At 53.4% G+C, this 22,468-nt stretch carries 19 protein-coding genes and 1 riboswitch; of the genes, 8 read left to right on the top strand and 11 right to left on the bottom strand.

The window, feature by feature from the left end:
* The first annotated feature begins 170 nt into the window (after positions 1–170).
* Positions 171–2,963 (top strand): MMPL family transporter, encoded by a 2,793-nt coding sequence (locus RIN67_RS03755; protein ID WP_265000420.1) that lies wholly within the window; start codon positions 171–173, stop codon positions 2,961–2,963.
* 812 nt (positions 2,964–3,775) lie between these two features.
* Here the strand turns inward: RIN67_RS03755 and RIN67_RS03750 are convergent.
* The gene (locus tag RIN67_RS03750; RefSeq protein WP_264999404.1) at positions 3,776–4,246 is read right to left on the bottom strand and encodes a MerR family transcriptional regulator; all 471 of its coding nucleotides are present in this window, start codon (positions 4,244–4,246) and stop codon (positions 3,776–3,778) included.
* A gap of 203 nt (positions 4,247–4,449) precedes the next feature.
* On the opposite strand from RIN67_RS03750, the gene RIN67_RS03745 reads away from it, so the two are divergent.
* Positions 4,450–4,932, top strand: coding sequence for a C40 family peptidase (locus tag RIN67_RS03745; protein ID WP_024746740.1), 483 nt, complete (start codon positions 4,450–4,452; stop codon positions 4,930–4,932).
* 160 nt (positions 4,933–5,092) lie between these two features.
* Here RIN67_RS03745 and RIN67_RS03740 read toward each other — a convergent pair whose 3' ends face one another.
* Together RIN67_RS03740 and RIN67_RS03735 are read right to left on the bottom strand one after the other, a co-directional pair.
* Positions 5,093–5,530, bottom strand: coding sequence for a GNAT family N-acetyltransferase (locus RIN67_RS03740; protein ID WP_264999405.1), 438 nt, complete (start codon positions 5,528–5,530; stop codon positions 5,093–5,095).
* A gap of 17 nt (positions 5,531–5,547) precedes the next feature.
* Positions 5,548–6,213, bottom strand: coding sequence for a histidine phosphatase family protein (locus RIN67_RS03735; RefSeq protein WP_264999406.1), 666 nt, complete (start codon positions 6,211–6,213; stop codon positions 5,548–5,550).
* A gap of 273 nt (positions 6,214–6,486) precedes the next feature.
* Here RIN67_RS03735 and RIN67_RS03730 point away from each other — a divergent pair, with 273 nt between their 5' ends.
* Positions 6,487–8,577 (top strand): LTA synthase family protein, encoded by a 2,091-nt coding sequence (locus RIN67_RS03730; RefSeq protein WP_264999483.1) that lies wholly within the window; start codon positions 6,487–6,489, stop codon positions 8,575–8,577.
* Positions 8,578–9,252: 675 nt separating this feature from the next.
* On the opposite strand, the gene RIN67_RS03725 is transcribed toward RIN67_RS03730, so the two are convergent.
* Complete coding sequence (locus RIN67_RS03725) at positions 9,253–10,257, bottom strand: NAD(P)/FAD-dependent oxidoreductase (protein ID WP_264999407.1); 1,005 nt, start codon at positions 10,255–10,257, stop codon at positions 9,253–9,255.
* A gap of 41 nt (positions 10,258–10,298) precedes the next feature.
* Between RIN67_RS03725 and RIN67_RS03720 the strand changes: the two genes are divergently transcribed.
* A complete protein-coding gene (locus RIN67_RS03720) occupies positions 10,299–11,051 on the top strand; it encodes an alpha/beta fold hydrolase (RefSeq protein WP_264999408.1) in 753 nt (250 codons plus the stop codon).
* On the opposite strand, the gene RIN67_RS03715 is transcribed toward RIN67_RS03720, so the two are convergent.
* Positions 11,043–12,083 (bottom strand): PrsW family intramembrane metalloprotease, encoded by a 1,041-nt coding sequence (locus tag RIN67_RS03715; RefSeq protein ID WP_024746734.1) that lies wholly within the window; start codon positions 12,081–12,083, stop codon positions 11,043–11,045. The two genes, RIN67_RS03720 and RIN67_RS03715, sit on opposite strands and share 9 nt — an antisense overlap.
* A 156-nt stretch (positions 12,084–12,239) precedes the next feature.
* Here RIN67_RS03715 and RIN67_RS03710 point away from each other — a divergent pair, with 156 nt between their 5' ends.
* Positions 12,240–13,199, top strand: a complete 960-nt coding sequence (locus tag RIN67_RS03710) for a nucleoside hydrolase (RefSeq protein ID WP_264999409.1) — start codon at positions 12,240–12,242, stop codon at positions 13,197–13,199.
* A 112-nt stretch (positions 13,200–13,311) separates the two neighbouring features.
* Here the strand turns inward: RIN67_RS03710 and RIN67_RS03705 are convergent, their stop codons facing one another.
* The 6 genes from RIN67_RS03705 to RIN67_RS03680 form a co-directional block, all read right to left on the bottom strand.
* Positions 13,312–13,968, bottom strand: a complete 657-nt coding sequence (locus RIN67_RS03705; RefSeq protein ID WP_264999410.1) for a hypothetical protein — start codon at positions 13,966–13,968, stop codon at positions 13,312–13,314.
* 78 nt (positions 13,969–14,046) lie between these two features.
* The gene (locus RIN67_RS03700) at positions 14,047–14,850 is read right to left on the bottom strand and encodes a Cof-type HAD-IIB family hydrolase (RefSeq protein ID WP_264999411.1); all 804 of its coding nucleotides are present in this window, start codon (positions 14,848–14,850) and stop codon (positions 14,047–14,049) included.
* 55 nt (positions 14,851–14,905) lie between these two features.
* Positions 14,906–15,727 carry an alpha/beta hydrolase gene (locus RIN67_RS03695; protein WP_034544976.1) on the bottom strand — a complete coding sequence of 274 codons (822 nt, stop codon included), beginning with the start codon at positions 15,725–15,727 and terminating at the stop codon, positions 14,906–14,908.
* Entirely contained in the window at positions 15,727–17,016 is a 1,290-nt protein-coding gene (locus tag RIN67_RS03690) for a PTS transporter subunit EIIC (protein ID WP_264999412.1), read from the bottom strand. The genes RIN67_RS03695 and RIN67_RS03690 overlap by 1 nt, the downstream gene beginning before the upstream one ends.
* Before the next feature lie 155 nt (positions 17,017–17,171).
* Positions 17,172–17,993 (bottom strand): HAD-IIB family hydrolase, encoded by an 822-nt coding sequence (locus RIN67_RS03685; protein WP_264999413.1) that lies wholly within the window; start codon positions 17,991–17,993, stop codon positions 17,172–17,174.
* Positions 17,994–18,124: 131 nt separating this feature from the next.
* On the bottom strand, positions 18,125–19,294 hold the full coding sequence (locus tag RIN67_RS03680; protein WP_264999414.1) for a D-alanyl-D-alanine carboxypeptidase family protein: 1,170 nt from the start codon (positions 19,292–19,294) through the stop codon (positions 18,125–18,127).
* Positions 19,295–19,623: 329 nt separating this feature from the next.
* Positions 19,624–19,715, top strand: a riboswitch (TPP riboswitch).
* A gap of 86 nt (positions 19,716–19,801) precedes the next feature.
* On the opposite strand from RIN67_RS03680, the gene RIN67_RS03675 reads away from it, so the two are divergent.
* Genes RIN67_RS03675 through RIN67_RS03665 form a run of 3 tightly spaced genes read left to right on the top strand, consistent with a single transcriptional unit; the run spans position 19,802 to position 22,452 of the window.
* Positions 19,802–20,368 (top strand): ECF transporter S component, encoded by a 567-nt coding sequence (locus tag RIN67_RS03675; protein ID WP_024746726.1) that lies wholly within the window; start codon positions 19,802–19,804, stop codon positions 20,366–20,368.
* A gap of 16 nt (positions 20,369–20,384) precedes the next feature.
* Positions 20,385–21,809 (top strand): ABC transporter ATP-binding protein, encoded by a 1,425-nt coding sequence (locus RIN67_RS03670; protein ID WP_264999415.1) that lies wholly within the window; start codon positions 20,385–20,387, stop codon positions 21,807–21,809.
* The gene (locus tag RIN67_RS03665) at positions 21,799–22,452 is read left to right on the top strand and encodes an energy-coupling factor transporter transmembrane component T family protein (protein WP_107738656.1); all 654 of its coding nucleotides are present in this window, start codon (positions 21,799–21,801) and stop codon (positions 22,450–22,452) included. Before RIN67_RS03670 ends, RIN67_RS03665 begins: the two co-directional genes overlap by 11 nt.
* Positions 22,453–22,468 lie beyond the last annotated feature (16 nt).

Raw genomic sequence — 22,468 nt, 5'->3', positions numbered from 1 at the left:
GTAACCCTACTTTACCGACTTTTGCGACGATGTCAACCATATGACTTTCTTAACTTTAATTAAATCGCCCCGAATTCAGGCCGTCAGCAGATGAATATGGTAGAATTAAGCATGAATTGTACCTACTTGCACGGTAGGAAACTGATGATTAGAGAGGACTCAGATTACATATGCAAGAACGGATTAGAAAGCTCCATCACAACCGCATCTTCGCACTCGTATTCTGGTTAGTTGTGGTCTTTGCGGCCATTGTTACCTTACCAAACGTTAATACCATTATCCAATATGATGGTCAACCGCAACTGGCAAATACGAGTCAACCTATCAAAGCCACCCAGATCAAGAACCACTGGGGACGTAACCTAGATGGGACCTATACCGTAAACGCGGTATTCAACAATCCTACCGGTAAACTGACCAACAAACAGCAGGCCGCCATCAACAAGACCACGTCGGCCCTGCAAAAGAAGGCCAGCTACTATGGGATTCAAAAAATCACAACTATCACCAACACGCCAACCAGTAAGCCGCAACTGCTGTCCAAAGACCAGTCGACCGAAATCGTGCAATTGGCGGTCAGTCATAACCAAGGGCCCGTTCGGTCAATTGCTAGTCAGCTGAACGGTCAGATAGCCACCGCTGGATTAGACACCTACGTGACGAGTCCAGAGATTATCAGTGACGCGACTAATCAACACATCTCGTCGTTTACGTTAATCGTAATCTTAATGACCCTCTTGATCGCGTTAGTCGCCATGGGCATCCTGTTTGCCTCCGTGATTGCCCCGATCATCACCTTCTTGGCCATCCTGATCAGCTATATCTCGACCCTCAGTCTCGCGACCAACCTAGCCTATCACTGGAACTTCGCCTATTCCGAATACACGCCGATTTTCCTATTGTTAGGCATCAGTTTGTTCACGCTACTGACCAGTTTCTGGTTCTTCCGGGAACTCCGGAACCGCATCGACGACGGCATGGAGAGTCAAGCCGCCACCTCACAGGTCATCCGCAGCTTAGGTTACCGCGTACTCATCAGTACGCTTAGCCTGACTTTGGCCTTCGGCAGCCTAGTCTTCTTTAACTTCTCCACGATTCGCGCTTACAGTCTCCTGGGCATCGGCTTTGCCATTACCGGGGTTGCGAGTGTCACATTGATTCCCGTCTTCTCCGGCATGCTGGGGCACAGCCTCTTCTGGCCGAAGAAGACCCGGCCCGAACTCAAAGACCGCAAGCTGTGGTTCCACTTAGCCAAGTTCGGCCTATGGCAACCTTGGATTGCCGTCCTAGTGGTCCTGTACTTTGCTGGGGCGTTCACTTTCGGCAGTCGCCAACCACTAAGCTACAATAACGCGCAAGATATTCCTAACAACCAAGCCGTGCAAGGCGCGCGTATTTTGAGTGCTCACTTTGGTCAAGGCAAGTCCACTCCTGTGACCCTTTACATTCAAAATAAACAACGTTTTGACAATCAAAACCAGTTGTACCAGCTGGATAACCTGACCAAGAAGTTACGGGCCCAACCTGGGGTAGCGGCCGTCACTTCGGTCACCCAACCCGGGGGTCAACCTATCACGCAGTACTACGTTGCCAACCAATTAAGTAGCCTCGACACCAACCTGTCTGGGGTTATCGGTCAACTGAAGTCGGTTCAAAAGTCTCTGAAGAGCGACCGGTCCGATCTTAAGCAAAAGGACCTGACCACGGAGGTCAAGCGGGTCAACAAGCTCGCCACCACCGCAACGCGCTTGTCCGGGGAAAGCAGTTCGCTGCAATCGGCTATCCAGGCGGCCCAAAGCACGTCGACAGCCTCCGGTAAGGCGTCTAAGAAGGCGGCCCGGTACGTCAAGCAACTAAACCAGGTCAACTCACAATTGAACACGGCGTTGAGTCAGCTGAACACGTTGACCAACACCATCAGCACGACCTCGTCGGAAGCCGGCACCGTCTCCACCAACTTAAGCACCTACGAGACCGGCATCAAAGCGGTCAACGCCAGCTTAAAGCAAACACGGAAACAGGTTCAAAAGCTCAACACGTCGCTGACCCAGATGTACACCTACTTAGGCGGGCTCCAAACTTCGGAAGCTGCTAAGTCGCTGTACCTGACGCCAACGCAAATTGCCAGTGGCGACTTCCAACAAGCTCTGGTCAACTTCACCGATACCAAGGTCAAGACCACGGCGTTGACGATTACCTTGAAGCGCGAACCCAACACCAAGACCACGGCTAAGACCCTGGCCAACTTGAAACGTGTAGCCACTAGTCAATTACGGGGAACGTCGCTCAAAGACGCTAACCTGACCTTCTCTGGTCAACCCGTGGTCACGGCGACGATTCAGCGACAGTACCAACACGATCTAGTGCGGGTTCTGCTCCTGGTCTTCGGTCTGACCTTCCTCTTGCTGATCCTCTTCAGCCGGTCGGTCCTGCAATCCACTTACTGGTTCTTGACCTTCCTGGCCTCAGCAGGAATCGGGTATCAATTGACGCACGTCCTGATGCAGTGGCTAACTGGGAACAATACCTTCAACTGGCAAGTTCCGTTACTGGCCTTTGTCCCCGTGACCGTTCTAGCAGTGGTCGAACTGACCCAGCTGGCCCTAAGCTACCGCTTGAGTCAGACTGGTCTGCTGGATTGGCTCTTACCAGGCATCGCCGAAGCTGGCCAAACCATGCGACACTCGCTCTTCATCATTATCGCGGGCGTCTTAGGGTTGCTCGCCGCTTCCTCGCAAGTGCTGACGGCCGTCGCCCTGATTACCATCATCACGGCTGTGGTCTTCAATCTGGCCCTGCCCGTGATGGCCGCTTCCTTTGGGAAGTTGTCCGTGATCATTCCGGCACAAAAGCCTTACCACTTCCACTTCGGTCGTGGTCCTAAGGCTAAGCGTTCCGCTCGGCCAACCCGCCAAGAAGTTCGGCAACAACGCGAAACGAAACACGATTCAGATGAAAACTAACGGCACCCCGGTTTAAATTATCCCGGAGCCACACAAATAGCCCGCTGAAGGAAGTCACTTCAGCGGGCTATTTTTAGGGATTAAACTAAGTCTGGGATTCTTTTGTGCCTGACACTGACGATCCCCGTGAGGCCAACTAACCACCTTGGGCCCCTCTTTTGCCTACGTTTAGTTAAGGGACAGGTGATGGCCGATCATCCCGCCTTACCGGTTGGCCCTGAAGAGGCTGGAACGCAGTGGGCACGACTTAGAGCCCTGAAGCCCCCAGGTCTCCAAGCTCGGCCTTTGGGTAATCCGGGAAAGAACCCCGAATAACCCAAACGACACTACTGAGCCTCTTCAGGCCTAACCTCACGGCTAAATTGTGCGTACCCAAGACAATGTTTTCTAATGCTCGAAATTAAACTGTTAAAACTAAATGATGCGGCAAGCCTTATTGGGCCTCGTATCAATGATATGCATCATCATATACTTAACTCTGAAAATGGTTGGCGGGCCGATTCGTGCAAGCCGTCACCACAACCTTATCCTGTTCGGGATGGGGGCCTTTTTTAATCGATAATAGTCGCCAATATGGCTGGGTACCACGGTCTGATAGCACATCATGTTCCGCTATGGTTACACAAATGTAAGCCGAGAGGACGGCCAGACAAGGCTCAGCCGTGAAATTTTCCTTGGTGAGCGCTTCTTAGCTCGCCTAGGAAAAGGCCAAGCTTGAAAACCTGAACTTTGGGTTTCAAGTTGTGCCCACGGCGTTCCAGCCTTGTCTGGCCGTCCGGTAAGGCGAATGACCACCACAGCCAGTTCTACCACTAAGCCGGAAACTGGCGGGTCACACGTTGTGCTTCTGCATTAGGTAATAGCTGGTAGGTGACCGGCCCCTCCTCCGGAATCAACGCCATTAGGGTCTGCTGGTCGTCAAAGCGGCCCATGTTGAGTGCCATTTGACCATCGATGTCAGCAAAGCCTTGGATGCCCTGCTTGATGAAGCGGTGAAGAATCCGCGCATTATCCTGGCGCTTCTGCGCGTGCTCAGCAGCGGCAGCTAACGTATACCCCTGGTCCAAGAAGTACTTCATCATGGAGACTAGGACGAAGGTCTTAAACGCGTAAACCCGTGCTTGTTGCCCGTCTTCCCGTTCTCGCGAGTGAATCAGGCCCTTCTTTTCCCAGTATCTCAACTGGCGCGCAGAAACCCCCGTCATCGCGGATAATTCCCCGATTCGAAAGACTAGTCGGTGAACGTCAAAAATATTTCGTAGCTCCTCAGTAAATTCTGCCACGTCGTTTCGCACTCCTTAGCAATTGTTAAATAAGTTACCAATTCTGTTAAATTCTAACAAGCTTCCCGCTAAAAACCAAGTTAAATCCCAAAAGTAACGTTTTGTTTAAGAGTTTTAACGGCATTGCAACTGGCTTGTTACATATTTGTCATATTGCACTGGTAATCTAGTACTTGTAAATTCATGAGGAGCTGTGATTAGGAATGAAAAAATTTGTCAAACGAATTGCCACGTTAGCTTTAACTGTTGCCGGTGTGATGACTTTTGCCACGACTACGGCGTCTGCCGATTCATCCAGCAACGCATCCGATGCTGATTTTTCTTCAATCTACAAGGTCGCTAAGTCCAAGTTAGGTGCTAGTTACGTTTACGGTGCCGTGGGTCCTAACGTCTTCGATTGCTCAGGGTTCACGAGTTACGTTTACAAGAAGGGTGCCAAGATCACCTTACCACGGACGGCCCAAGCTCAATACAACAGTTTGAAGCACGTTTCCTACAAGCACATCAAGAAGGGTGACTTGGTCTTCTTCGGTGGAAGCAAATACAGCATTTCCCACGTTGGGATGTACATTGGCAAGGGTAAGATGATCGATGCGCAAAACCGTGGTGTGGTTCGCGAAGCCGTTCACGCCCCATGGTGGCACGCAGTAGGTTACGCCCGCGTCTCCGCTTCAATCGCTGACTAATTCATAGATGACGATCCTCATGAATACTTAGATCGTGATTAAATGTTGAACCGTTACGCACCAGCAGGTGGCTGGTCGTAACGGTTTTTGTTTGCCACCAAAATAGGCTAACAGAAAGGTCCGATACCCTTCTGTTAGCCTATTTTTTAGTCTCGGATGCCTACTGGGCAGCCTTATAGCGCATGGTCCGGTGCTGAATCCCCGCTTCTTCAAACGGTTCTCCGACCGGCTCAAAACCCAATTCCTGGTAGAAGGCGATTGCGGGCAACTGTGCATCTAATTCGATGTGGGCCACATCTGAACGCTGCGCATCCCCAATGATCTGCTTGATCAATTGGCCGGCATACCCGTGATGCCGGGCTGACGCCACCGTTGCGACCCGCTGAATCTTCACGCGGTTCCCCGCCAGCATATCAATGCGCGCCGTGGTCACAGGTTGATCATCGACGTACCCGACGTAGTGCATCTTATCTTCGTCAGTGCCATCCAGCTCGTCTTTAGGGTCAATCCCCTCTTCGTTGATAAAGACCGCCTTACGAATCGTTACGGCGTCTTGGTAACACGGATTTAACTTGCCCCATGCCATTCTACATTCCATCAAACCAACCTCATTCCTTAATCTTTTTGATTGTAACTCAAGACCTGGATGTCATCAGGCGTCAACAACAGCTTGGTCAGACTCCCATTCGCTGGCCGGACACTCAGATCATACTTACCTTGACCATACCGTTCCATCAGACTCAGCAAGGTATTCCCGTGGCTGATCATCAGGACCTGGTCGCCATCCTTCAAGTATGGATTCTGGCGGATTAGATCAAAGCCTTGGTCGACTCGTGCCCAGTACTCCTGGTTATTTTCCGCTTGGCGGAACGGGTCGGCTTCCTTCAGAAAGTCCTTGGCTTTCCCAATCGAATACGTCGACTCAATGTCCTTAAACGTTGGGACCCCATGGGGCGCACCTGCCAGGTACCAAGCCTGCGCCATATCCGTTCCTTCATAGTACCCGTAGAATTCTTCCCGGAAGAAGGGACTGGTGGTCAGCTTAGGCGCCGGGGTCGACTGGTTCGCCGCCAGAATCGTCCGCGCCGTCTGTTCAGCCCGAGTCGTATCGCTGCAGTAAGCCGCCGCAAACGGTACCGTCTTCAATCGGTCGCCGGCCTGTTGCGCATCGGCAATCCCCGCTTCAGTTAACGGTGAATTACTCCATCCCTGCAGCTTATTATAAATGTTGAAGTAAGTTTGGCCGTGCCGCACCACATACAGCGTGATCTGTTTATCCATAACGTCTCCACACCTTTCGTTTGAGCTACCTCTAGTGTACCAAATAACCTCTGCAAAGCGGTTACATTTTGGTCGTTGCTTTAAAGTTTTTCTAAACTTGACAAGAAGATTGCCACACCCCCCAATTATTTGCTAGAATAGGGAAAACGCGGTCAGCTCTGAACTGGTCGACGCACCGAAATTTTATGGTAGAATAAGGCTACTTATTCTGTCTTTTAAGGAGCAATTATCGTGGAACGTTTCAAACGTATCTGGGCCAGGACTGGCACCCGTATGGGCTTTGTGACCTTACTGGTGGTTTTGTTCTGGCTCAAGACCTTGATCGCCTACTTTGTGGACTTTAACCTCAACCTGAGCGATCCCTTTCAATTTCTGATTCTCCTGCTGAACCCACTGGCAACGACGATTCTGCTCTTTGGGTTGGCCCTTTATTTCAAGCGGGCACGCTTCTTCTACCCCTTCCTCTTTCTGATCGATATTCTCAACTCGTTGTTGCTCTACATCAACGTCATCTACTTTCGAGAATTCACCGACTTCATGACGGTCAGTACCATGCTGGGCTATTCGAAGGTCGACCAAGGCCTCTCCGGTAGTTCGCTGGCCCTGACCTCGCCCCACGACATCCTCTACTGGCTGGACTTGGTAGTGGTCCTAGTTTTGATGGCCACCCGGCGGATCTACATCGACCCCCGCCCCGTCAACAAGCGGGTGGGCTTCGCGGTAACCTCCGCCGCTCTGCTGCTCTTTACGGCTAACCTGACCCTGGGCGAAATGGACCGGCCGCAACTGTTGACCCGGACTTTCGACCGGACCTACGTGGTCAAGTACCTCGGGTTAGACGCCTTCACCGTTTACGACGGCATCAAGACGCAAAATACCAGTGAGGTCCGCTCCCACGCTAAAAAGTCGGAGCTCAGCGGGATTCTGAAGTTCGTGCACAAAAATTACGCGGCACCGGATAAGCAGCTCTACGGCGTCGCCAAAAAGAAAAACGTCATTGTGATTCACTTGGAAAGTTTCCAACAATTCCTGATCAATAAAAAGATCAACGGCCAGGAAGTGACCCCGTTCCTGAACAAACTGTACAAGAGCAAGGCCACTTACAGCTTCGATAACTTCTTCCACGAAGTCGGCCAAGGAAAGACTTCCGATGCCGAAACCATGCTGGAGACCGGAACCTTCGGCTTATCGCAAGGTTCCCTGTTCACCCAACTGGGGAACGATAACACGTTCCAAGCCGCACCAGCCATCTTCGACCAAGCCGGCTACACCACGGCGGTCTTCCACGGGAACGTCGCTAGTTTCTGGAACCGGAGCAACACCTACAAAAACCTGGGATACCAGTACTTCTTCGATGCCAGTTACTACGATACGTCGGGTGACAAGTCCTTGGGCTACGGCTTAAAGGACAAGTTACTGTTCAATGACTCCGTCAAGTACCTCCAACACCTGCAACAACCGTTTTACGTGAAGTACCTGACCGTGACCAACCACTTCCCGTACACCCTGGATAGTGAAGATTCCACCTTCAAGACGCCGAACACCGGTGATAAGACCGTCGATAACTACTTCAAGACGGCGCATTACCTGGATCAATCCGTCAAGGAATTCTACCACTATCTGAATAAGTCCGGACTTGCCAAGAACTCCCTCATCATGCTTTACGGGGACCACTACGGCATCTCCAACTCCTCGAACCCAGCATTAGCCAAGGTCTTAGGGGTAGACCCGGATGACTGGAACGATTATGACAACGCGCAACTCCAACGGGTCCCCCTGATGTTCAACATGCCGGGGTACACCCATGGCAAGATCGAACACCAGTATGGCGGAGAAATCGACGTCTTACCGACCCTGATGCACCTGATGGGCATGAACTCCAAGAAGTACCTGCAGTTCGGGACCGACCTGTTCTCTAAGGAACACAATCAGGTCGTGGCCTTCCGGAACCGTGATTGGGAAAGTCCCGACTACACGTCGGTAGACGGCACCATTTACAGCAACAAGACCCAACAGGAGATTCACCCGACTAAGGCCCAACAAGCCCGGATCGACAAGATGCAGAAGCACGTCAACCAGGCCCTGAGCTTCTCCGATTCTCTAAACCAAAAGAACTTACTGCGCTTCTACCATCCTAAGGGCTTTAAAGCGGTCAATCCTAATCACTACAATTACGCGGATGGCCTCGAAAAAGCCGAAAAGATCGAGAAGAAACTGGGGCTCAAATCAACCAGCCTCTTCTCCCGGAACCGTGATAAGTCCACGCAATCCTGGTACCAGACCGACGCACCAGAATTGCACCACAAGGAAACGGATTCCAACCGTATCAAGATTACTAACCAAGACGACACTAGCGGTAAGTAATCGATAGCACCACCAACAAAAGCCGGAACCACTAGTTTGGACTAGTGATTCCGGCTTTTTTGTCGTTTGGGACAGACGTCCGCCTTACCGGTTGGTCCTGAAGAGGCTGGAGCGTGGTGGGCACGACTTGGCGCCCTGAAAGCCCCAGGTCTTCAAGCTCGGCCTTTGGGTAAGCCAGCTCAAAACGCTGACTAACCCAAACGACACCACTAAGCCTCTTCAGGCCCAACCTCACGGCTAAATTGAGCGTCTCAAAAACAGTGTTTCCTGACGTCCAAAATTGGAAATATCACCGTGTGGGACTCTTAAACTAAAACACTAAGGCGTAAATCTTATCAGACCTCGAGTCCGTGGTAGGCATCATCATACTTGCGCCATGGTTACAAACGGGTGGCAACCTTATTCATACCAACCACCACGGCCCGTTGGCAAATCATGTTTCACTATGGTTACAGGCCTGTAAGCCGAGAGGACGGCCAGACAAGGCTCAGCCGTGAAATTTTCCTTGGTGAGCGTTCCTCAGCTCGCCTAGGAAAAGGCCCAGCTTCGAGACCGTTCTGTGGCTCGAAGTGGCGCCCACGGCGTTCCAGCCTTGTCTGGCCGTCCGGTAAGGCGGATGACGACCGCAACTGTTTGGGTTTTACAGAGCTAACCTTAGTATGTTTCGTAGTCGAGTCATTGATGAGGCGTCGGTCGGTGAAGCGAGGTACTATGAATAGGGCCCCGTCGTTCGGGGAAGAAGCGGTCCATAATCCCGTGTACCGCTAACGGGGCCTCCCCGTAGCCCGTCGCAATCAACGGTTGCTTCCCCGGATAGGTGACCCCGTCGCCAATCGCGTACACGCCGGGAACGTTGGTGGCCATCGTAGAATCCACCGCAATCAACCGGCGTTCTCGGGCCACCTGGAGGTCCCAGCCCTCAATCACGTGGTAATCGGAGGTGAAGCCGTAGCTGACCAGTAGGGTATCCACGTTCAGGGTCTGCTCTTCCGTCGCCCCAACCTGCTTTAGGCTCACGTTCAGGCTCTGGTCTGCTGCGACCGTTACGTTGCGAATCAAGTACGGTGTCTGGACTCTAACTGTTGATTGGTGTAAGAGGTCCACCATGTGTTCCAATCCCCGGAACTGGTTCCGGCGGTGCACTAGGGTCACGCTAGCCGCCACAGGCTCCAGCATCAGAGCTTGGTCGATCGCTGAATCACCGCCACCAGCTACCAGGACGCGTTTACCCCGGAAAGCTTCTCGGTCGGGCACACTGTAGTGCAACCGGCCACTCGCCACGAGTTCTGCGGCGTTGGGTACCGCCAGCGGCCGGGGCTGGAACGCCCCGTTACCCACCGCAATAATCACGGTTCGCGTCTGCGTGGTGCCAGCCGGTGTGGTGACTTGAAAGCCCTCTGCCTGCGCCTCAACGTTAGTCACCGGCTGGTGGGTCTTAATGGTCAACGGAAATTGTGCGAGTTGTTGGCGTTGGGCGGCAATCAAATCGCGGCCTTGAATCGCTGGGAACCCGGCAACGTCCAGGATGGTCTTCTCCGGGTACAGGGCATTGACCTGACCACCCAAGTCGTCCAAGCTCTCCACCAACTGCGTCCGGGCGTTGCGCATCCCCGCGTAGAAGGCAGCGAACATACCAACGGGGCCCCCGCCAATAATCGTGATATCGTAAGTCTCTGTCATTTTGGTTCCTCCATAATCTGTGATTGAAAGGTGACTCCTGCATGCATTATCAACGTTTCTGGATCAGTCTCATGGTAACCGTGGCCCTCCTGGGGGGATTAACGGCTGCTTGGGCCAACCATCACCGGGCGCTTCGTCACTTGCGCGTTCCCCAGACCCGTACCGCCACCCTACTCCTTCCCGGGGACGGTGGCAACTGGCTCTCACTGCGCAGTATGACCCTGACGCTGGCCCAACCGCACCTGGCTACGCACAGTCTGACCGCACACGTGGCCACAAATGGCCTGGTGACTTGGGATCACCTGGCCCCCGTTCGGGCCAACAATCCCCTGATTCCCGTTTTATTTGCCGACAATACACATCCACAACGGGAAGCCCGCCAACTGGTCACGGTGATTCAACAGTTACATCAGCGCGACCATATTTCCCGGGTTAACCTAGTCGGCCACTCCTCCGGTGGGACCATCGCCGTGGCCTACCTCAACCAAGCCCCCCGGGACACCGCCCGGGTAAATAAGCTGGTTTGCATCGGCGCCGACTTTCCCGGCGTCGCCCCCTTGCGACATTCCGAGCCGCAGCTCCAAGTCCTCAACCTCGCTGGGGTCATCGGTCAGGTCCCCAACGACGGTGAGGTCCCTGTCAGCGACGCCACCAAGCTCCGGGCGTTAGTTGGCAATCACGCCAGTTACCACTTCCGACTGATCCACGGTCAGGTCTGGCAGACTGAGCACTCGCTTCTCCACGAGAACGCAACCGTTGACCGCATCATCGCGACTTTCCTATTCTCAACCTAACTGCGTCTTCTTCAAGATACGCTGCCCTTGTAGGGTCCGCGCCTCCCGTAACCCCGCGTTGATCAACACGAAGATGGCCAGCCACCCAACGGCGATCAACAGCCACTGTTGCAGGTAGAGGATATTCAGAACCGCAAACGGTGCATTCCAGTCCCAGGCCGCGTGAAGCCCAATCGCCAGAATATAGAACCGTAAGAACTTAGGTGCCACCATATTACTCCCGGTGACCGGTTGATGCCGGTCCTTGGCCAGGATGATAGCGGCCCCCATGATTGCCGACCAGATTGTGTGGGTTCCGATGGCCTGCCAACTGCGCATCAGCAAGGTGACCAGGCCATACTGGCCGGTGTAACCCGCCGTTTCAAAGACGGCAAAACCCGCGCCAATCGCCGCCCCTACCAACAATCCGTTAAAGATATAGTTGAGGTGGAACCGGTTGATGAAGGAGGCAATCACCAACATCTTGGCGGTCTCTTCGATGAACCCAATGATGACAGCCGACCCCAACGACACGCCGTTACCCGACGGAATCAACGAATACAGGATCATCGTGGCGACCAACGATAGGATGCCGCCCACCAAGAAGACCGTTAAGAGTTGGTAAACCGAAATATTTTGAAAAACATTCATCTCAAAAAACATCATCATCAGTGAGAATGGTACCGTGAGTGACCCAATAAAAATCATCCCCGGCACGGCGTTATTACTGCGGAAAACCAAAAATAACATGGCTAACAGGAAAAAACTGACTCCGAGTAATGCAAATACGCGCGAAAATAGCCAAGGCTTGACCGGGGTCACCGAGACGGCCTCTAGCGACGGCGTGGTCTCGCGAGTTCCCACGATAAACAAGGCTTCCGCGGCATCGTGGTCGTGAGTTTTGAAGACTTCCGAGAACATCTGAAACAGGTGAATCTCAACCACCTTGTTCTCCCCCGTCCACTCATTCATCTCCTTAGTCGCATCGTCTAGTAGGTGATTATGGTACTCAAAATGCCGTTTAAACGGCTTTACGGACTCCTTATTGGCCATGCTCGTTCCCCCTTATCATCGCCTAAGTGTGTATGCTTTCCATCTTACCTTGATACGCCATCAGCTTCAACCACGGGGTTGATTAATGAAACCAGTTACATTATAGTTAAACTAGGCTTTGTAGCCAATTACGTATCAAAGAGGGGATTAGTTACTATGGCAAAACGTAAAATGATTTTGGACCTGGACACGGGGATCGATGATTCCTTGGCAATCGCCTACGCGCTAGGTGCACCGGATGTTAATCTGATCGGTATCATGAGTTCTTACGGGAACGTCTATGTCGAAGACGGTGCGGTCAACGCACTGAAGATCTTGGAATTATTGGGTCACACCGATATTCCAGTCTACGTGGGTGAAAGTCACTCCTCGACCAGCGACCATTTTGACCGGATGCAAGTTAGTGCCAACATTCACGGTGAAAACGGGATTGGCCAAGTAGAACTGCCAGACCCTTCACGTCCTGTTGAGAAGGGGTCCGCAATCGACTTCTTAATTGATTCCGTACATAAATACGGTAAGGACCTGACCTTAGTGCCAACTGGTCCGATGACCAACTTAGCAGCTGCTTTGAAGAAAGCACCTGAAATTGCGACCGAAATCGGCAACATGACGTTCATGGGTGGGGCCTTGACCTTACCTGGGAACGTAACCTTCGTCGCGGAAGCCAACATCAACCAAGATGCTGAAGCCGCTGACGCCGTGCTGACGAGCCCAATGCACTCGACCATGGTCGGGTTGGATGTCACGTTACGAACGTTACTGACGCGCAAGGAAACCCAACAATGGCGTGACTTAGGCACTGTTGCGGGTGAAAAGTTCGCCGACATCGTGGACTACTACATCGATGCTTACCGTCAATTCAACGACAACTTAGGTGGTTGTGCCTTACACGACCCACTCGCCGTTGGGGTTGCGCTGGACCCAAGCTTCGTCCAAACGCTGGACCTGAACATGCGCGTGAAGTACGGCAAGGAAGACTATGGTCGGACGATTGGGGACGAAAACCGTCTCAACGAACCAACCAACGTCAAGGTTGCCGTTCAAGTCGACAAGGACCGTTACCTGAAGGTCTTCATGGACTACCTGACAACCCTGTTCAAGAACAACAAATAAGTATAGCTTGATCAAACACGCCGACTGGTCCGCTGACCGGTCGACGTGTTTTTTGTTCCTCACAACTAAAAAATGGCGGGAAGCTCCCACCATTTCGGTTACACTAAATGCTTTATTTTAAGTTAAAGTTAGCCACCAACGTCTTAAGATATTGGTTGACCTGCTTGGTCGTGACCTTTTGCCGTTCCGCCGCTGAGACGTCCGGGTACTGAATGCTCAGGGCTTGACGGACTTGCTTAGTCAGCGTGGGCTTCGCGTACTTATTGGCATACGACTTTGCCGGATTCTTCTTAGTCAACGTGTAGGTGTAGGTCTTGCCAGACGTTGAAAGGTACCGTTGCTTAGTGGTCGACAACTTGGTGGTGAACTTAGTGGCCGACTTCTTAGTCAGCTTGAAGTTGTAGGTCTTCTTGGACAACGAAGCCTGCGGCGTCTGCTTGTTTGTAGTCTTAAAGTTGATCAACCGGTACTTGCAAGACAGTGTCCGCCCACGGTTACTAAGCTTGAAGGTCGTGGTCGGAACCCCGTACCGAATCCCCACTTGCTTACCGAAGTCTCCTAGAACTAAGTAATTTTGAACGTGTTTGCCGGACTTAACGGACTTAAAATGAAAGGCCGTCTTGGACTTAGCGCTCTTATAATACCGCTGTAGATCAGAATTCTTAAAGCTGGGCGCCTGCTTGGCACTGGCCACACTCGGCACGGCCATCCCACTCAGGGTCCCCAACGTGACCAATGCCACTCCTAGCTTGATTCCTAAACGTCGCATAAGCTCTCCTCCTTAAAGTGATGCCCATTCAACATTCATACTGCCACCATTGCGCCTAAACCGCAACTGAAACGCCTTTTACCCGAAGACTTGGTCCAGGTAACTAGCGACTCCCGCCGCATTATTGTCGCGTGTCGTCTGGTGATTAGCAACCGCCTTGACACCAGGTTGCCCGTTCAACATCGCGACACCGTCACCAGCGGCTTTGATCATGCCCAGGTCGTTCTCCGCGTCACCAAAGGCCATCAGGTTGGTAAAGTCCCAACCATAGTGGGTCAACAACTGACCCAAGCCCACGGCCTTATCCATATCCGCCGCTAAGAATTCCAGAATCTTAGGTTGCGAGCGAACAACATGGTACTGGTCCTTGAGTTCTGGCGTCAATTGGGCTACGACCTGATCCAAGGTTGCAGCATCCGTTGCCATGACCGCCTTACTGTAAAGGGTCTCGGGCAGGTCCTCAAAGCGCATCGGCTTGAACGTCATCGGGGCCTTCAGCATCTGTTGGTATACGGACGGCGTTAAATCATTCATGGGATAGACCTGGTCAAAGTCCAGGATATCCAGTGGGTACCCATTAGTCTTGGCAAAGGCATGGAGCGCCTTAAAATCACTCCGGCTCAGGCCACTCTGGGCCAGGGTTTCCTTGGTCGCGTTGTTGACCACTAATGCCCCGTTGAAGGTGATCGTAAAGTCATCATCCCCGGTCAACCCCAGCTGTTCAATGTATCCCCAGATGGCGTTGATGGGCCGTCCCGTACAAAGGACGATCTTCAACCCGTTCTCATGTAACCGCCGCAACGTTGCGACGTTGGTGTCATTAATCGTTTTATCCGTGTTCAGTAGCGTCTCGTCAAGATCGAGCGCAATCATCTTAATCATTCTCAATACCCTCCAATGTACCTTCAGTGTACCCGTTAACGCGCTGAAAGTGAACCTACTTTAAGAGGTCTTGGCGCATCAGCTTAATAATTTGTTGATTTTCCGGTAAACCACCATGTTTGGCCTGCGTCCCCGTCACGGTGACTTGGGTAAAACTCTTGACCTGCTTTTGGAAAATATACTTCCCCCGGTTGACGCTATCAACGGGCACAATCCCGTCCCCGCTATACGTCTCCGTGCCGGCAATCGAATAGACCACCAGCTCCTTGGGCAGGCTCTGACGATCCGCAACCAATTCCTTGAAGAGCGGCGTCTCAACACTGGTATCCCATTCTTCCAGGTTAAAAGGCGTCCCAATCGTCATCAGTCGCTCGGCATGGGCCCCCGTGGCCTGCAAGTCGTGTTCCATGAACAGGGTCAAGACTAGGCCCCCGTTAGAATGGCCCATCGCCGAGAAACGGTTGAAGTGAAAAGCCTTTTGAAGCGATTTAAAGGCAATCGTAAACCACTTGGCCTGACGTTGAATATTCGCTGGACCATCCCGCGAGTCCTGAAATCCCACCACAATGAAGGGGTGATAATCACCTTTCCGAATGGTCCCCGTGGTTTTCAGTTGGCCATTGGTTAAAACCTCGACCCGTAACAGGCTATGCTGCGTGCCCATCTCCGTGTTCAACTGCTGGACTAACTGATTAAACCGGTTCTGATTGGCACTCGACCCTGGCACCATGATAATGGGCGCCATGGGACTCCGGTAATTCGCCCGGACCTGGGCCAACTGTTGGGACCGCCAGAACAGCCCGGGAATCGCCAAGAGTAACAGTAACCCCAGAATCAGTCCCAGGCCACCTAACCGTTGTTTCGTCCAAAACTTCATCACGACGCCTCCCCCTGCTTCACTAATCGATCAGCTAAGTTCGCCCACTTCACGAACGGGTAGTAGATGGCCGTGCTTAAGACCAAGTTGAGGCCCGCTAACAAGACGGGCGTCCAAGCACCGCTGGTTCCCAAAAATGCCAGTAGCGGTCCCGGCGTCCCCGTCAACAGCGGGTAGGCCGTGGCAGGGACCCAGTGTAGGCCTAAGAACAGGCAACTGGTCCCAATACAAGCCACTGGGGCCAATAATAACGGAATCCCCAAAATGGGACTTAACACAACTGGTAACCCCAGTAATAGCGGTGCATTGAAGTTCCCCAACACGGGCACCAGGCTCAACCAGCCGATTCGGCGTTGTGCCGCGTTCCGGCGGCCTAAAAAGATGGCCACCAGAAGCCCGAGGGTCATCCCCGGGCCGCCCATGTTGACGTAGGTCTGAATCACGGTTTGCTCGGTCAACGGGTGTGGCAAGTGCCAGCCCGACGTCGTCAGGACCGCCGCCAGGTTCTCGCCAGCGACCAGAGACTGACTACCGCTGCTCGGAATTGATCCCAGTGACCCGCCCCAAGCAAAGAGCCCGTTTAGGATACTGAAGTCGATCAGCCGCCAGACGTCATTGGTCAGCTGTAACGGGGCGCGCATGATGGCCATGAACGTGGCGTGCAGGCTAAACGGCTGGCGCACCAACCAGTAAGCCGCAACCCCGGCCGTAGCCAGCATCCCCACTAGACTGAAGGTCATGGGCCGCACTAAGTCATTTTCAGGTTGGCGCCACCGTAAGACGCCCCACCGATAGGCGTTGCCCACGATCAGCCCCATCAGCAAGCCCAGGACCAAGCTCCGCAACCCTAGGTCCATAGCAACCCACTGGATGGGCCGGGTCACCGCTAACGTCAGGGGGTTCACGTTAATCAACTCTAACCCCAAGACCCCCACAAAACCGGCCGTTAACCGGTCGTTAGTCCGTGGCGTGGCGGTCGCGACTAACTGGTAAGCGACCACGAAGGCCGCCCCCAAGGTGGCCATACCAAAGGCTCCCGCTTGAAGGAGTAAGGTAATCTGTTGGAGCCGGACCCGTTGCAGCAGCCAGTCCGTCACGTGCAATGTTCGATAGTAATAACCGGTGGGCTCCAACCACGCTTGGTTGACAAAGTCCGCCAAAGTCCCCAACACTACTAGTGGTAAAATCACCCGAAAGCTCCGGTAAATCGCCGCAATCTGCCGATTCTGACGCCACCGTACTTCACCGGCAATCAGCCACCGGCCTAACCGACTAACCCGTTCTGTCATCCGACCATCCCCTAATCACCTGCGATTGTAGCGCATTGCAGTCCCCCCGACTCAGTCGCACGCTTAGTTGACGTACTCACCCCTCAAACTGAGCATTACCTGGAAACGCAATGGCAAAGGTTCGGTCCCGACAAAATATACCAGCTAACAGCGCATTAAGCCGTTAGCCACGCCTCCAGTTGGTCGAGAACGGCGGACGTCGCGTTGGTCTGGGCCGTGTGCCGGGGAATCGCGGCGAGAACCTCTGGGGCCGCGTTAGCCATGGCAATCCCCTGTCCCACGGTCTGGAGCATCGCCAAGTCATTTCCCGAATCCCCGAAGGCTGCGGTCTGCGCCACCGGAATCTGCCATTCCTGCTGGAGCAAGCGGATGGCCGCCCCCTTATTGACCGTAGGCAACGTGACGTTCAGCCCGCCCAGCCCACTACTGGTCCCCAGGAGTTGCCCCGCGAACTGCCGGTTGAAGGCTGCGACCTGAGCCTGCACATCCGTCCGTAACCAAGTCAGGTCTAACTTTAGGATCGGTTCTGGAACCGCCCGTAAGTCCGAAACGCTGGTCAAACTGGGGTAAAAGGCCCGTGAGGCTGCAAAGCGTTGACTATCCGCGGCCAATGTGGTGTAAGCCCGCTGTGCCCCGCACGCAATCAGAAAGTTCTCCGCCATCTCGGGAGCCGTCTGGATCCACTGAATGGCAAAGCGGCTTAGGTCTGCAGGAATCTCAGCCATCCGCAAGACGCGGCCCGTGCCCGTGACAATCAGTGCTCCGTCTTCGACCACGTAGGTCAACTGATCGGCATGTGCTAAGTCACCGAACAGGTCGTGCACGTGGTCGAGCGGATCACCCGTCGCAATGACGAATCGGCTCCCCTGCGCGTCCAGAGCGCCTAGTAGCCGGTCAAACCGGTTGCGGTCGTACTTTCCGTGCGGGTCTAAAAACGTGCCATCTAGATCGGTGGCAATCAATTGAGGTAGTTCCATCTCATCTCAGTCCTCTCATGTTCAAAAACTGCTCTCATCATACGCGAGCCGTCGCGTCCATTGCAACCAACTGTCTTCTATGGCGCAAAAAAGACGCTTGGAGTGACCACTCCAAGCGTCTGATAGTATGATTAAGCGTTCATGCTGCTACTCTTGTATGCGTAGTTCATCAGCGAACGGGTCTCGGTGAACTCATTTTCATCGTGCAGGACCACCGTGATCAACCGGTGCTTACCCGCTTTTTGACCAGTTCCGACGAAGCAGTAGCCCGCTAACGGCGTGTACCCGGTCTTCAAACCGTCAACCTTTAACGAGGCCTGATAATACTTCCGCCCCTTCAACAGGTTGTTGTAGTTGTAGAGCAACTGGCCATCCACGTACTTCGAACCAATCTGACCGTCCGTGACCACCCGGGGGTAGTCCGTGATCAGGTGCCGGGCAATCTTGGCCACGTCGATTGGGGAGACCTTGTTAGCGTTGGCTGACCCGTAACGGTAGCCAAACGCTGCCAAGTCACTGTTTTCCAACCCCGAAGCGGAGACAAAGCTGGCATGCTTTAAGCCCCAGGTCTTAGCTTGGGCGTTCATCTTCCGGATAAAGGCCCCGTTACTGCCAGCGACCCACTTCCCCAACGCAATCGCCGCGTTATTGGACGAATCCAGGTAAGCTGCGTAGTAGAGGTCCTTGACCGTGTACTTGTGCCCGGACTTGAACTTAAAGCCCCCACAAGCAGCGCTGTTCCCCATGGCAATCAGCCCTTTACTGCTGGTGTTGACCACGTCGTTCCAACTGCCCTTGCCACTTTCGACCTTTTGCAGCGTCAGGTAGAGCGTCATAATCTTGGACACGGACGCGATAGGCCGCGCCGTATTCCCGGCCTTAGACCAGATCACCTTACCAGTCTGGGCATCCATGGCCACCGCCCCTTTGGCGTACTTCAAGGACAACGGCGCAGTCCCCTTCTTCAGGTAGCCGTGCCAGACCCATCCCTTGATGGACCCTGACTTATTGGCCACATACAGGTAAATGCCCTTGGAATTGGCGTGCTTTAACGTCGCTTGCTTCGTGGCATACCAGGTCGTATTGGGATGCGCTGACAGATTCACGATTTTACACGTGTGTGTCTGATTGTACAGGGCCCCCTTTTTCGACTTCTTATGGTAGGCCGTCTTGGTAATGGTCTTGGACGTTACCGTCTGATAAGCCGCCGCTTGGGCCGTAGTCGCTTGGCCAACGCCCAAACCAACCATCAGAGTAACCAACAGGGCAAAAAGGCCCCACTTAAATTTTGTGACTTGCATAATTGCTTCTTGCGCTCCCATCTTATTACATTTCTAATAATAACCTAACACGTCAATCACGCCACGGGTAGCTTCTACCGCTTTTTGTAACCAGCTTGTTGTGACCGTAACGTACTTGTAATCCATTTTTAAGTCCTTAAACTAAAAAGCTACGCAACTACTTTGTGACAACTACCGCATCGCTCGCTAAATTTACGTCAACCGGAAGATTTGAGGCCCCACCGATTAGGCCTGAGCACTATTCAAGTTATAAAAGCTTAGACCACCCCGTACGATTTTAGAGGATAGCGGTTGCATTTTTCGTCCAGATTAGTTACGCTAAAAGTAATTTAAATCCGACGGGGTGCCTATTTTGGCTGAGATCAAACCCATTGAACCTGCTCTGGTTAAGACCAGCGAAGGGACGGTGTATTTTCAAATGCAAGCAAGAACCCCACTTAGCCACGCGCTACGTGGGGATTTTTTTGGTTGTGACCACGTCACTATAACCTATAGGGGGAAAACAACATGCAACGTTGGCATATTCGTGACATTATTCTGGTCACCATTTTAGCAATTTTTATGGGGGTTATTTTCTGGGCCGTGGGGCCACTCTACGCCGTCTTGACGGCCGCTTTAGCACCTGCAGGACTTCAGCCACTGGCTAACGAACTGCTCTTAGGGATCTGGGTCATGGCAGGGCCCTTAGCTGGCTTTGTTATCCGAATTCCTGGATCCGCAACCCTAGGCGAATTCCTAGGATCCGCAGTGGAAATGTTCCTGGGGGGAACCTGGGGGGCATCTACCTTAATTTCTGGGGCCGTTCAAGGTATCGGTTCCGAATTGGGCTTCGCCGCCGTGGGATATAAGTTCTACAACTGGCTGACTTTGACGCTCAGCGCACTGACCACCACTTTAGTCACCTTCTTATGGGACTACTTCCGGTCCGGTTACAACGCCTATCACCTGGGCTTCCTACTGGTATTACTGGTGGTCCGCTTCGCCTCAATCTTTGTCTTCGGGGGAATCTTGACGCGTCTGATCACCAACCTCTTGACCCGGGCCCACGTCCTCCCCGCAACCTCTAAGAACTAAACTGGAGGGATTCACTTTGGCAACCATTACGATTCAACACTTAACTTACGCACCACCAGCCCGGGAAACTCCCGTGCTCAAGGACTTAACGGCCACCTTTAGGGGCGGTCGTTTTTCCCTATTGACCGGTCCATCCGGCAGTGGCAAGACCACCTTACTCCGGTTGATAGCTGGCCTGACCCCGCTACCCACCACGGGGACCATCACCTTCGACGACCAGGCTCTAGCCTCATTTCCGGCAACCACCCGCTCCCGTAGAGTCGCGTTGCTGTTCCAGGAACCTAGCACCCAATTCACCATGGATACCGTGACTAACGAGTTGCGCTTTGTCTTGGAGAACCAGGCGGTCGACCCAGCCCAAATGCCCGCAAGGATTGACGCCGCCTTAGCATTCGTTGGCATCACCAAGCTTCGTGACCGCGCCTTAATGCAGCTATCCGGCGGAGAACAACAGAAAGTTGCCCTGGCCAGTATCGTGGCCATGGACAGTGACGTTATCTTGCTAGACGAGCCCTTTGCCAGTATCGATCCACCGACACGGCAAGTCCTGATGACCAAGCTGGTTCAACTCTGTCGCGAACGCCATAAGACTGTGATCCTCGCCGACCATGACCTCAGTGGCTATGATCAATGGGTCGACCACCTGACCGTCTTAGACCACGGGATGGCGACCCAGCTCTCGACCGCGGCGACCCAGGCCCGCCTAGCCGCCTTTACTCCGGAACGGCTGCGGCTTACTCAGGTCCAGCTCCCCGCACCCGATGCGCCGCAGATTCTGACTGGTCACCAGCTAGGGCTACGCCGAGGGACCCGGCAACTGTTGCGGCCCCAAGACCTCGCCATCCTGGCGCATAAAACCACGTTGATTACCGGCCCCAACGGTAGTGGAAAATCTACCTTCTTCCGCTCGCTGGTCCGGCTGAGTTCCTATGACGGCACAATCACTTACCGCCAACAGAACATCCAAAAGCTACGGCGGTGCACCTACGCTCGTCACGTGGGGTTGATGTTTCAGGCGGCTCAAGCGCAATTTCTCAACGTCACCTTAGGTGAAGAATTGGCGTTGTCCCAGAAGAACGGCCAACACGCGTACTTTACGCCCGACCGGGTGGCCGCTGCACTCAAAGTCCTCCAGCTCGATGGCCGTGAAGACCAGGTCATCTACTCACTCAGTAGTGGCCAGCAGAAGAAGTTCCAGCTGCTCTGCATGCTGATGATGGCCCCCGACGTCCTCCTGCTAGACGAACCCCTAAAGGGACTAGACCTGGCCTCGATTCACGCGGTACGTCAACTCCTAACGACCACCCAAGCAGACCTCAAGCTGACCTTAGTGTTAATCAGCCACCAGTTGAGCGGCCTCGACAGCTTTATCGATTACCACTTGGCCTTGGCCGACCAACACTTCAGCTACCAAGCTCAGGAGGTGCGCCATGAATCCTAGTCTCAAGCTTGCCACCATCGTGTTGATTGCGTTTGAAATTTCGTTTACCCAAGTTTTGACTGTCAACTTAGCTTTGATTGCCTTTAGTTTAATCGTCTTAGTGGTTCAACGTATTCACTTCAAGACCCTCCTGTGGCTAACGGCCGTTCCCCTCTTCTTAGCCAGCGCCCTAGTCTGGTCACTGGCCTTGCAGGGGGACGCCTCGCACCACTTCTTAGCGGTCATCTTCACCCGGATGTTCGTCTACGTCTACTTGGGGGCCACCTTCACCCAGACTACCCAGCCGCTAGCCTTGGCCCGATCACTGGAGCAGAATGCTAAGCTGCCCGCGAAGTTCGCTTACGGGTTCCTGGCAGCCTTCAACCTGTTGCCTAAGATTCGCGCCGAGGTCGCAACGATTCACGCCGCCGCCCTGATGCGGGGACAGGTGCTCCACTTCTGGTCCCCCCAACTGTACTTCAAGGTCATCCTAGCGGCCATGAACTGGTCAGACCAGTTAGCGGACGCCATGACCTCTCACGGGTTCGTTGAAGGGGCTCCCCGGACTTATGCGGTCACGATTCCCCTCCGTCGGCGTGATTGGCTACTCTGTGGTCTGGGCTTTGTCGTGGTCCAAATCGGCCTCTTCGTCGGCCTGCCTTAACAGAAAGGAGTTTTTT

The sequence above is a fragment of the Levilactobacillus namurensis genome (genome assembly GCF_032197885.1).
GTDB classification, from domain to species: Bacteria; Bacillota; Bacilli; order Lactobacillales; family Lactobacillaceae; genus Levilactobacillus; species Levilactobacillus namurensis_A.
The sequence above is the reverse complement of the archived record's forward strand: the minus strand, read 5'-3'. Positions and strand labels throughout refer to the sequence as shown.

Excerpts from the sequence above, each read along its gene's own strand:
- RIN67_RS03755 (WP_265000420.1), top strand. The coding sequence starts at position 171 with ATGCAAGAACGGATTAGAAAGCTCCATCACAACCGCATCTTCGCACTC.
- RIN67_RS03745 (WP_024746740.1), top strand. The coding sequence starts at position 4,450 with ATGAAAAAATTTGTCAAACGAATTGCCACGTTAGCTTTAACTGTTGCC.
- RIN67_RS03740 (WP_264999405.1), bottom strand. The coding sequence starts at position 5,530 with ATGGAATGTAGAATGGCATGGGGCAAGTTAAATCCGTGTTACCAAGAC.
- RIN67_RS03735 (WP_264999406.1), bottom strand. The coding sequence starts at position 6,213 with ATGGATAAACAGATCACGCTGTATGTGGTGCGGCACGGCCAAACTTAC.
- RIN67_RS03730 (WP_264999483.1), top strand. The coding sequence starts at position 6,487 with ATGGGCTTTGTGACCTTACTGGTGGTTTTGTTCTGGCTCAAGACCTTG.
- RIN67_RS03725 (WP_264999407.1), bottom strand. The coding sequence starts at position 10,257 with ATGACAGAGACTTACGATATCACGATTATTGGCGGGGGCCCCGTTGGT.
- RIN67_RS03720 (WP_264999408.1), top strand. The coding sequence starts at position 10,299 with ATGCATTATCAACGTTTCTGGATCAGTCTCATGGTAACCGTGGCCCTC.
- RIN67_RS03715 (WP_024746734.1), bottom strand. The coding sequence starts at position 12,083 with ATGGCCAATAAGGAGTCCGTAAAGCCGTTTAAACGGCATTTTGAGTAC.
- RIN67_RS03710 (WP_264999409.1), top strand. The coding sequence starts at position 12,240 with ATGGCAAAACGTAAAATGATTTTGGACCTGGACACGGGGATCGATGAT.
- RIN67_RS03705 (WP_264999410.1), bottom strand. The coding sequence starts at position 13,968 with ATGCGACGTTTAGGAATCAAGCTAGGAGTGGCATTGGTCACGTTGGGG.
- RIN67_RS03700 (WP_264999411.1), bottom strand. The coding sequence starts at position 14,850 with ATGATTAAGATGATTGCGCTCGATCTTGACGAGACGCTACTGAACACG.
- RIN67_RS03695 (WP_034544976.1), bottom strand. The coding sequence starts at position 15,727 with ATGAAGTTTTGGACGAAACAACGGTTAGGTGGCCTGGGACTGATTCTG.
- RIN67_RS03690 (WP_264999412.1), bottom strand. The coding sequence starts at position 17,016 with ATGACAGAACGGGTTAGTCGGTTAGGCCGGTGGCTGATTGCCGGTGAA.
- RIN67_RS03685 (WP_264999413.1), bottom strand. The coding sequence starts at position 17,993 with ATGGAACTACCTCAATTGATTGCCACCGATCTAGATGGCACGTTTTTA.
- RIN67_RS03680 (WP_264999414.1), bottom strand. The coding sequence starts at position 19,294 with ATGCAAGTCACAAAATTTAAGTGGGGCCTTTTTGCCCTGTTGGTTACT.
- RIN67_RS03675 (WP_024746726.1), top strand. The coding sequence starts at position 19,802 with ATGCAACGTTGGCATATTCGTGACATTATTCTGGTCACCATTTTAGCA.
- RIN67_RS03665 (WP_107738656.1), top strand. The coding sequence starts at position 21,799 with ATGAATCCTAGTCTCAAGCTTGCCACCATCGTGTTGATTGCGTTTGAA.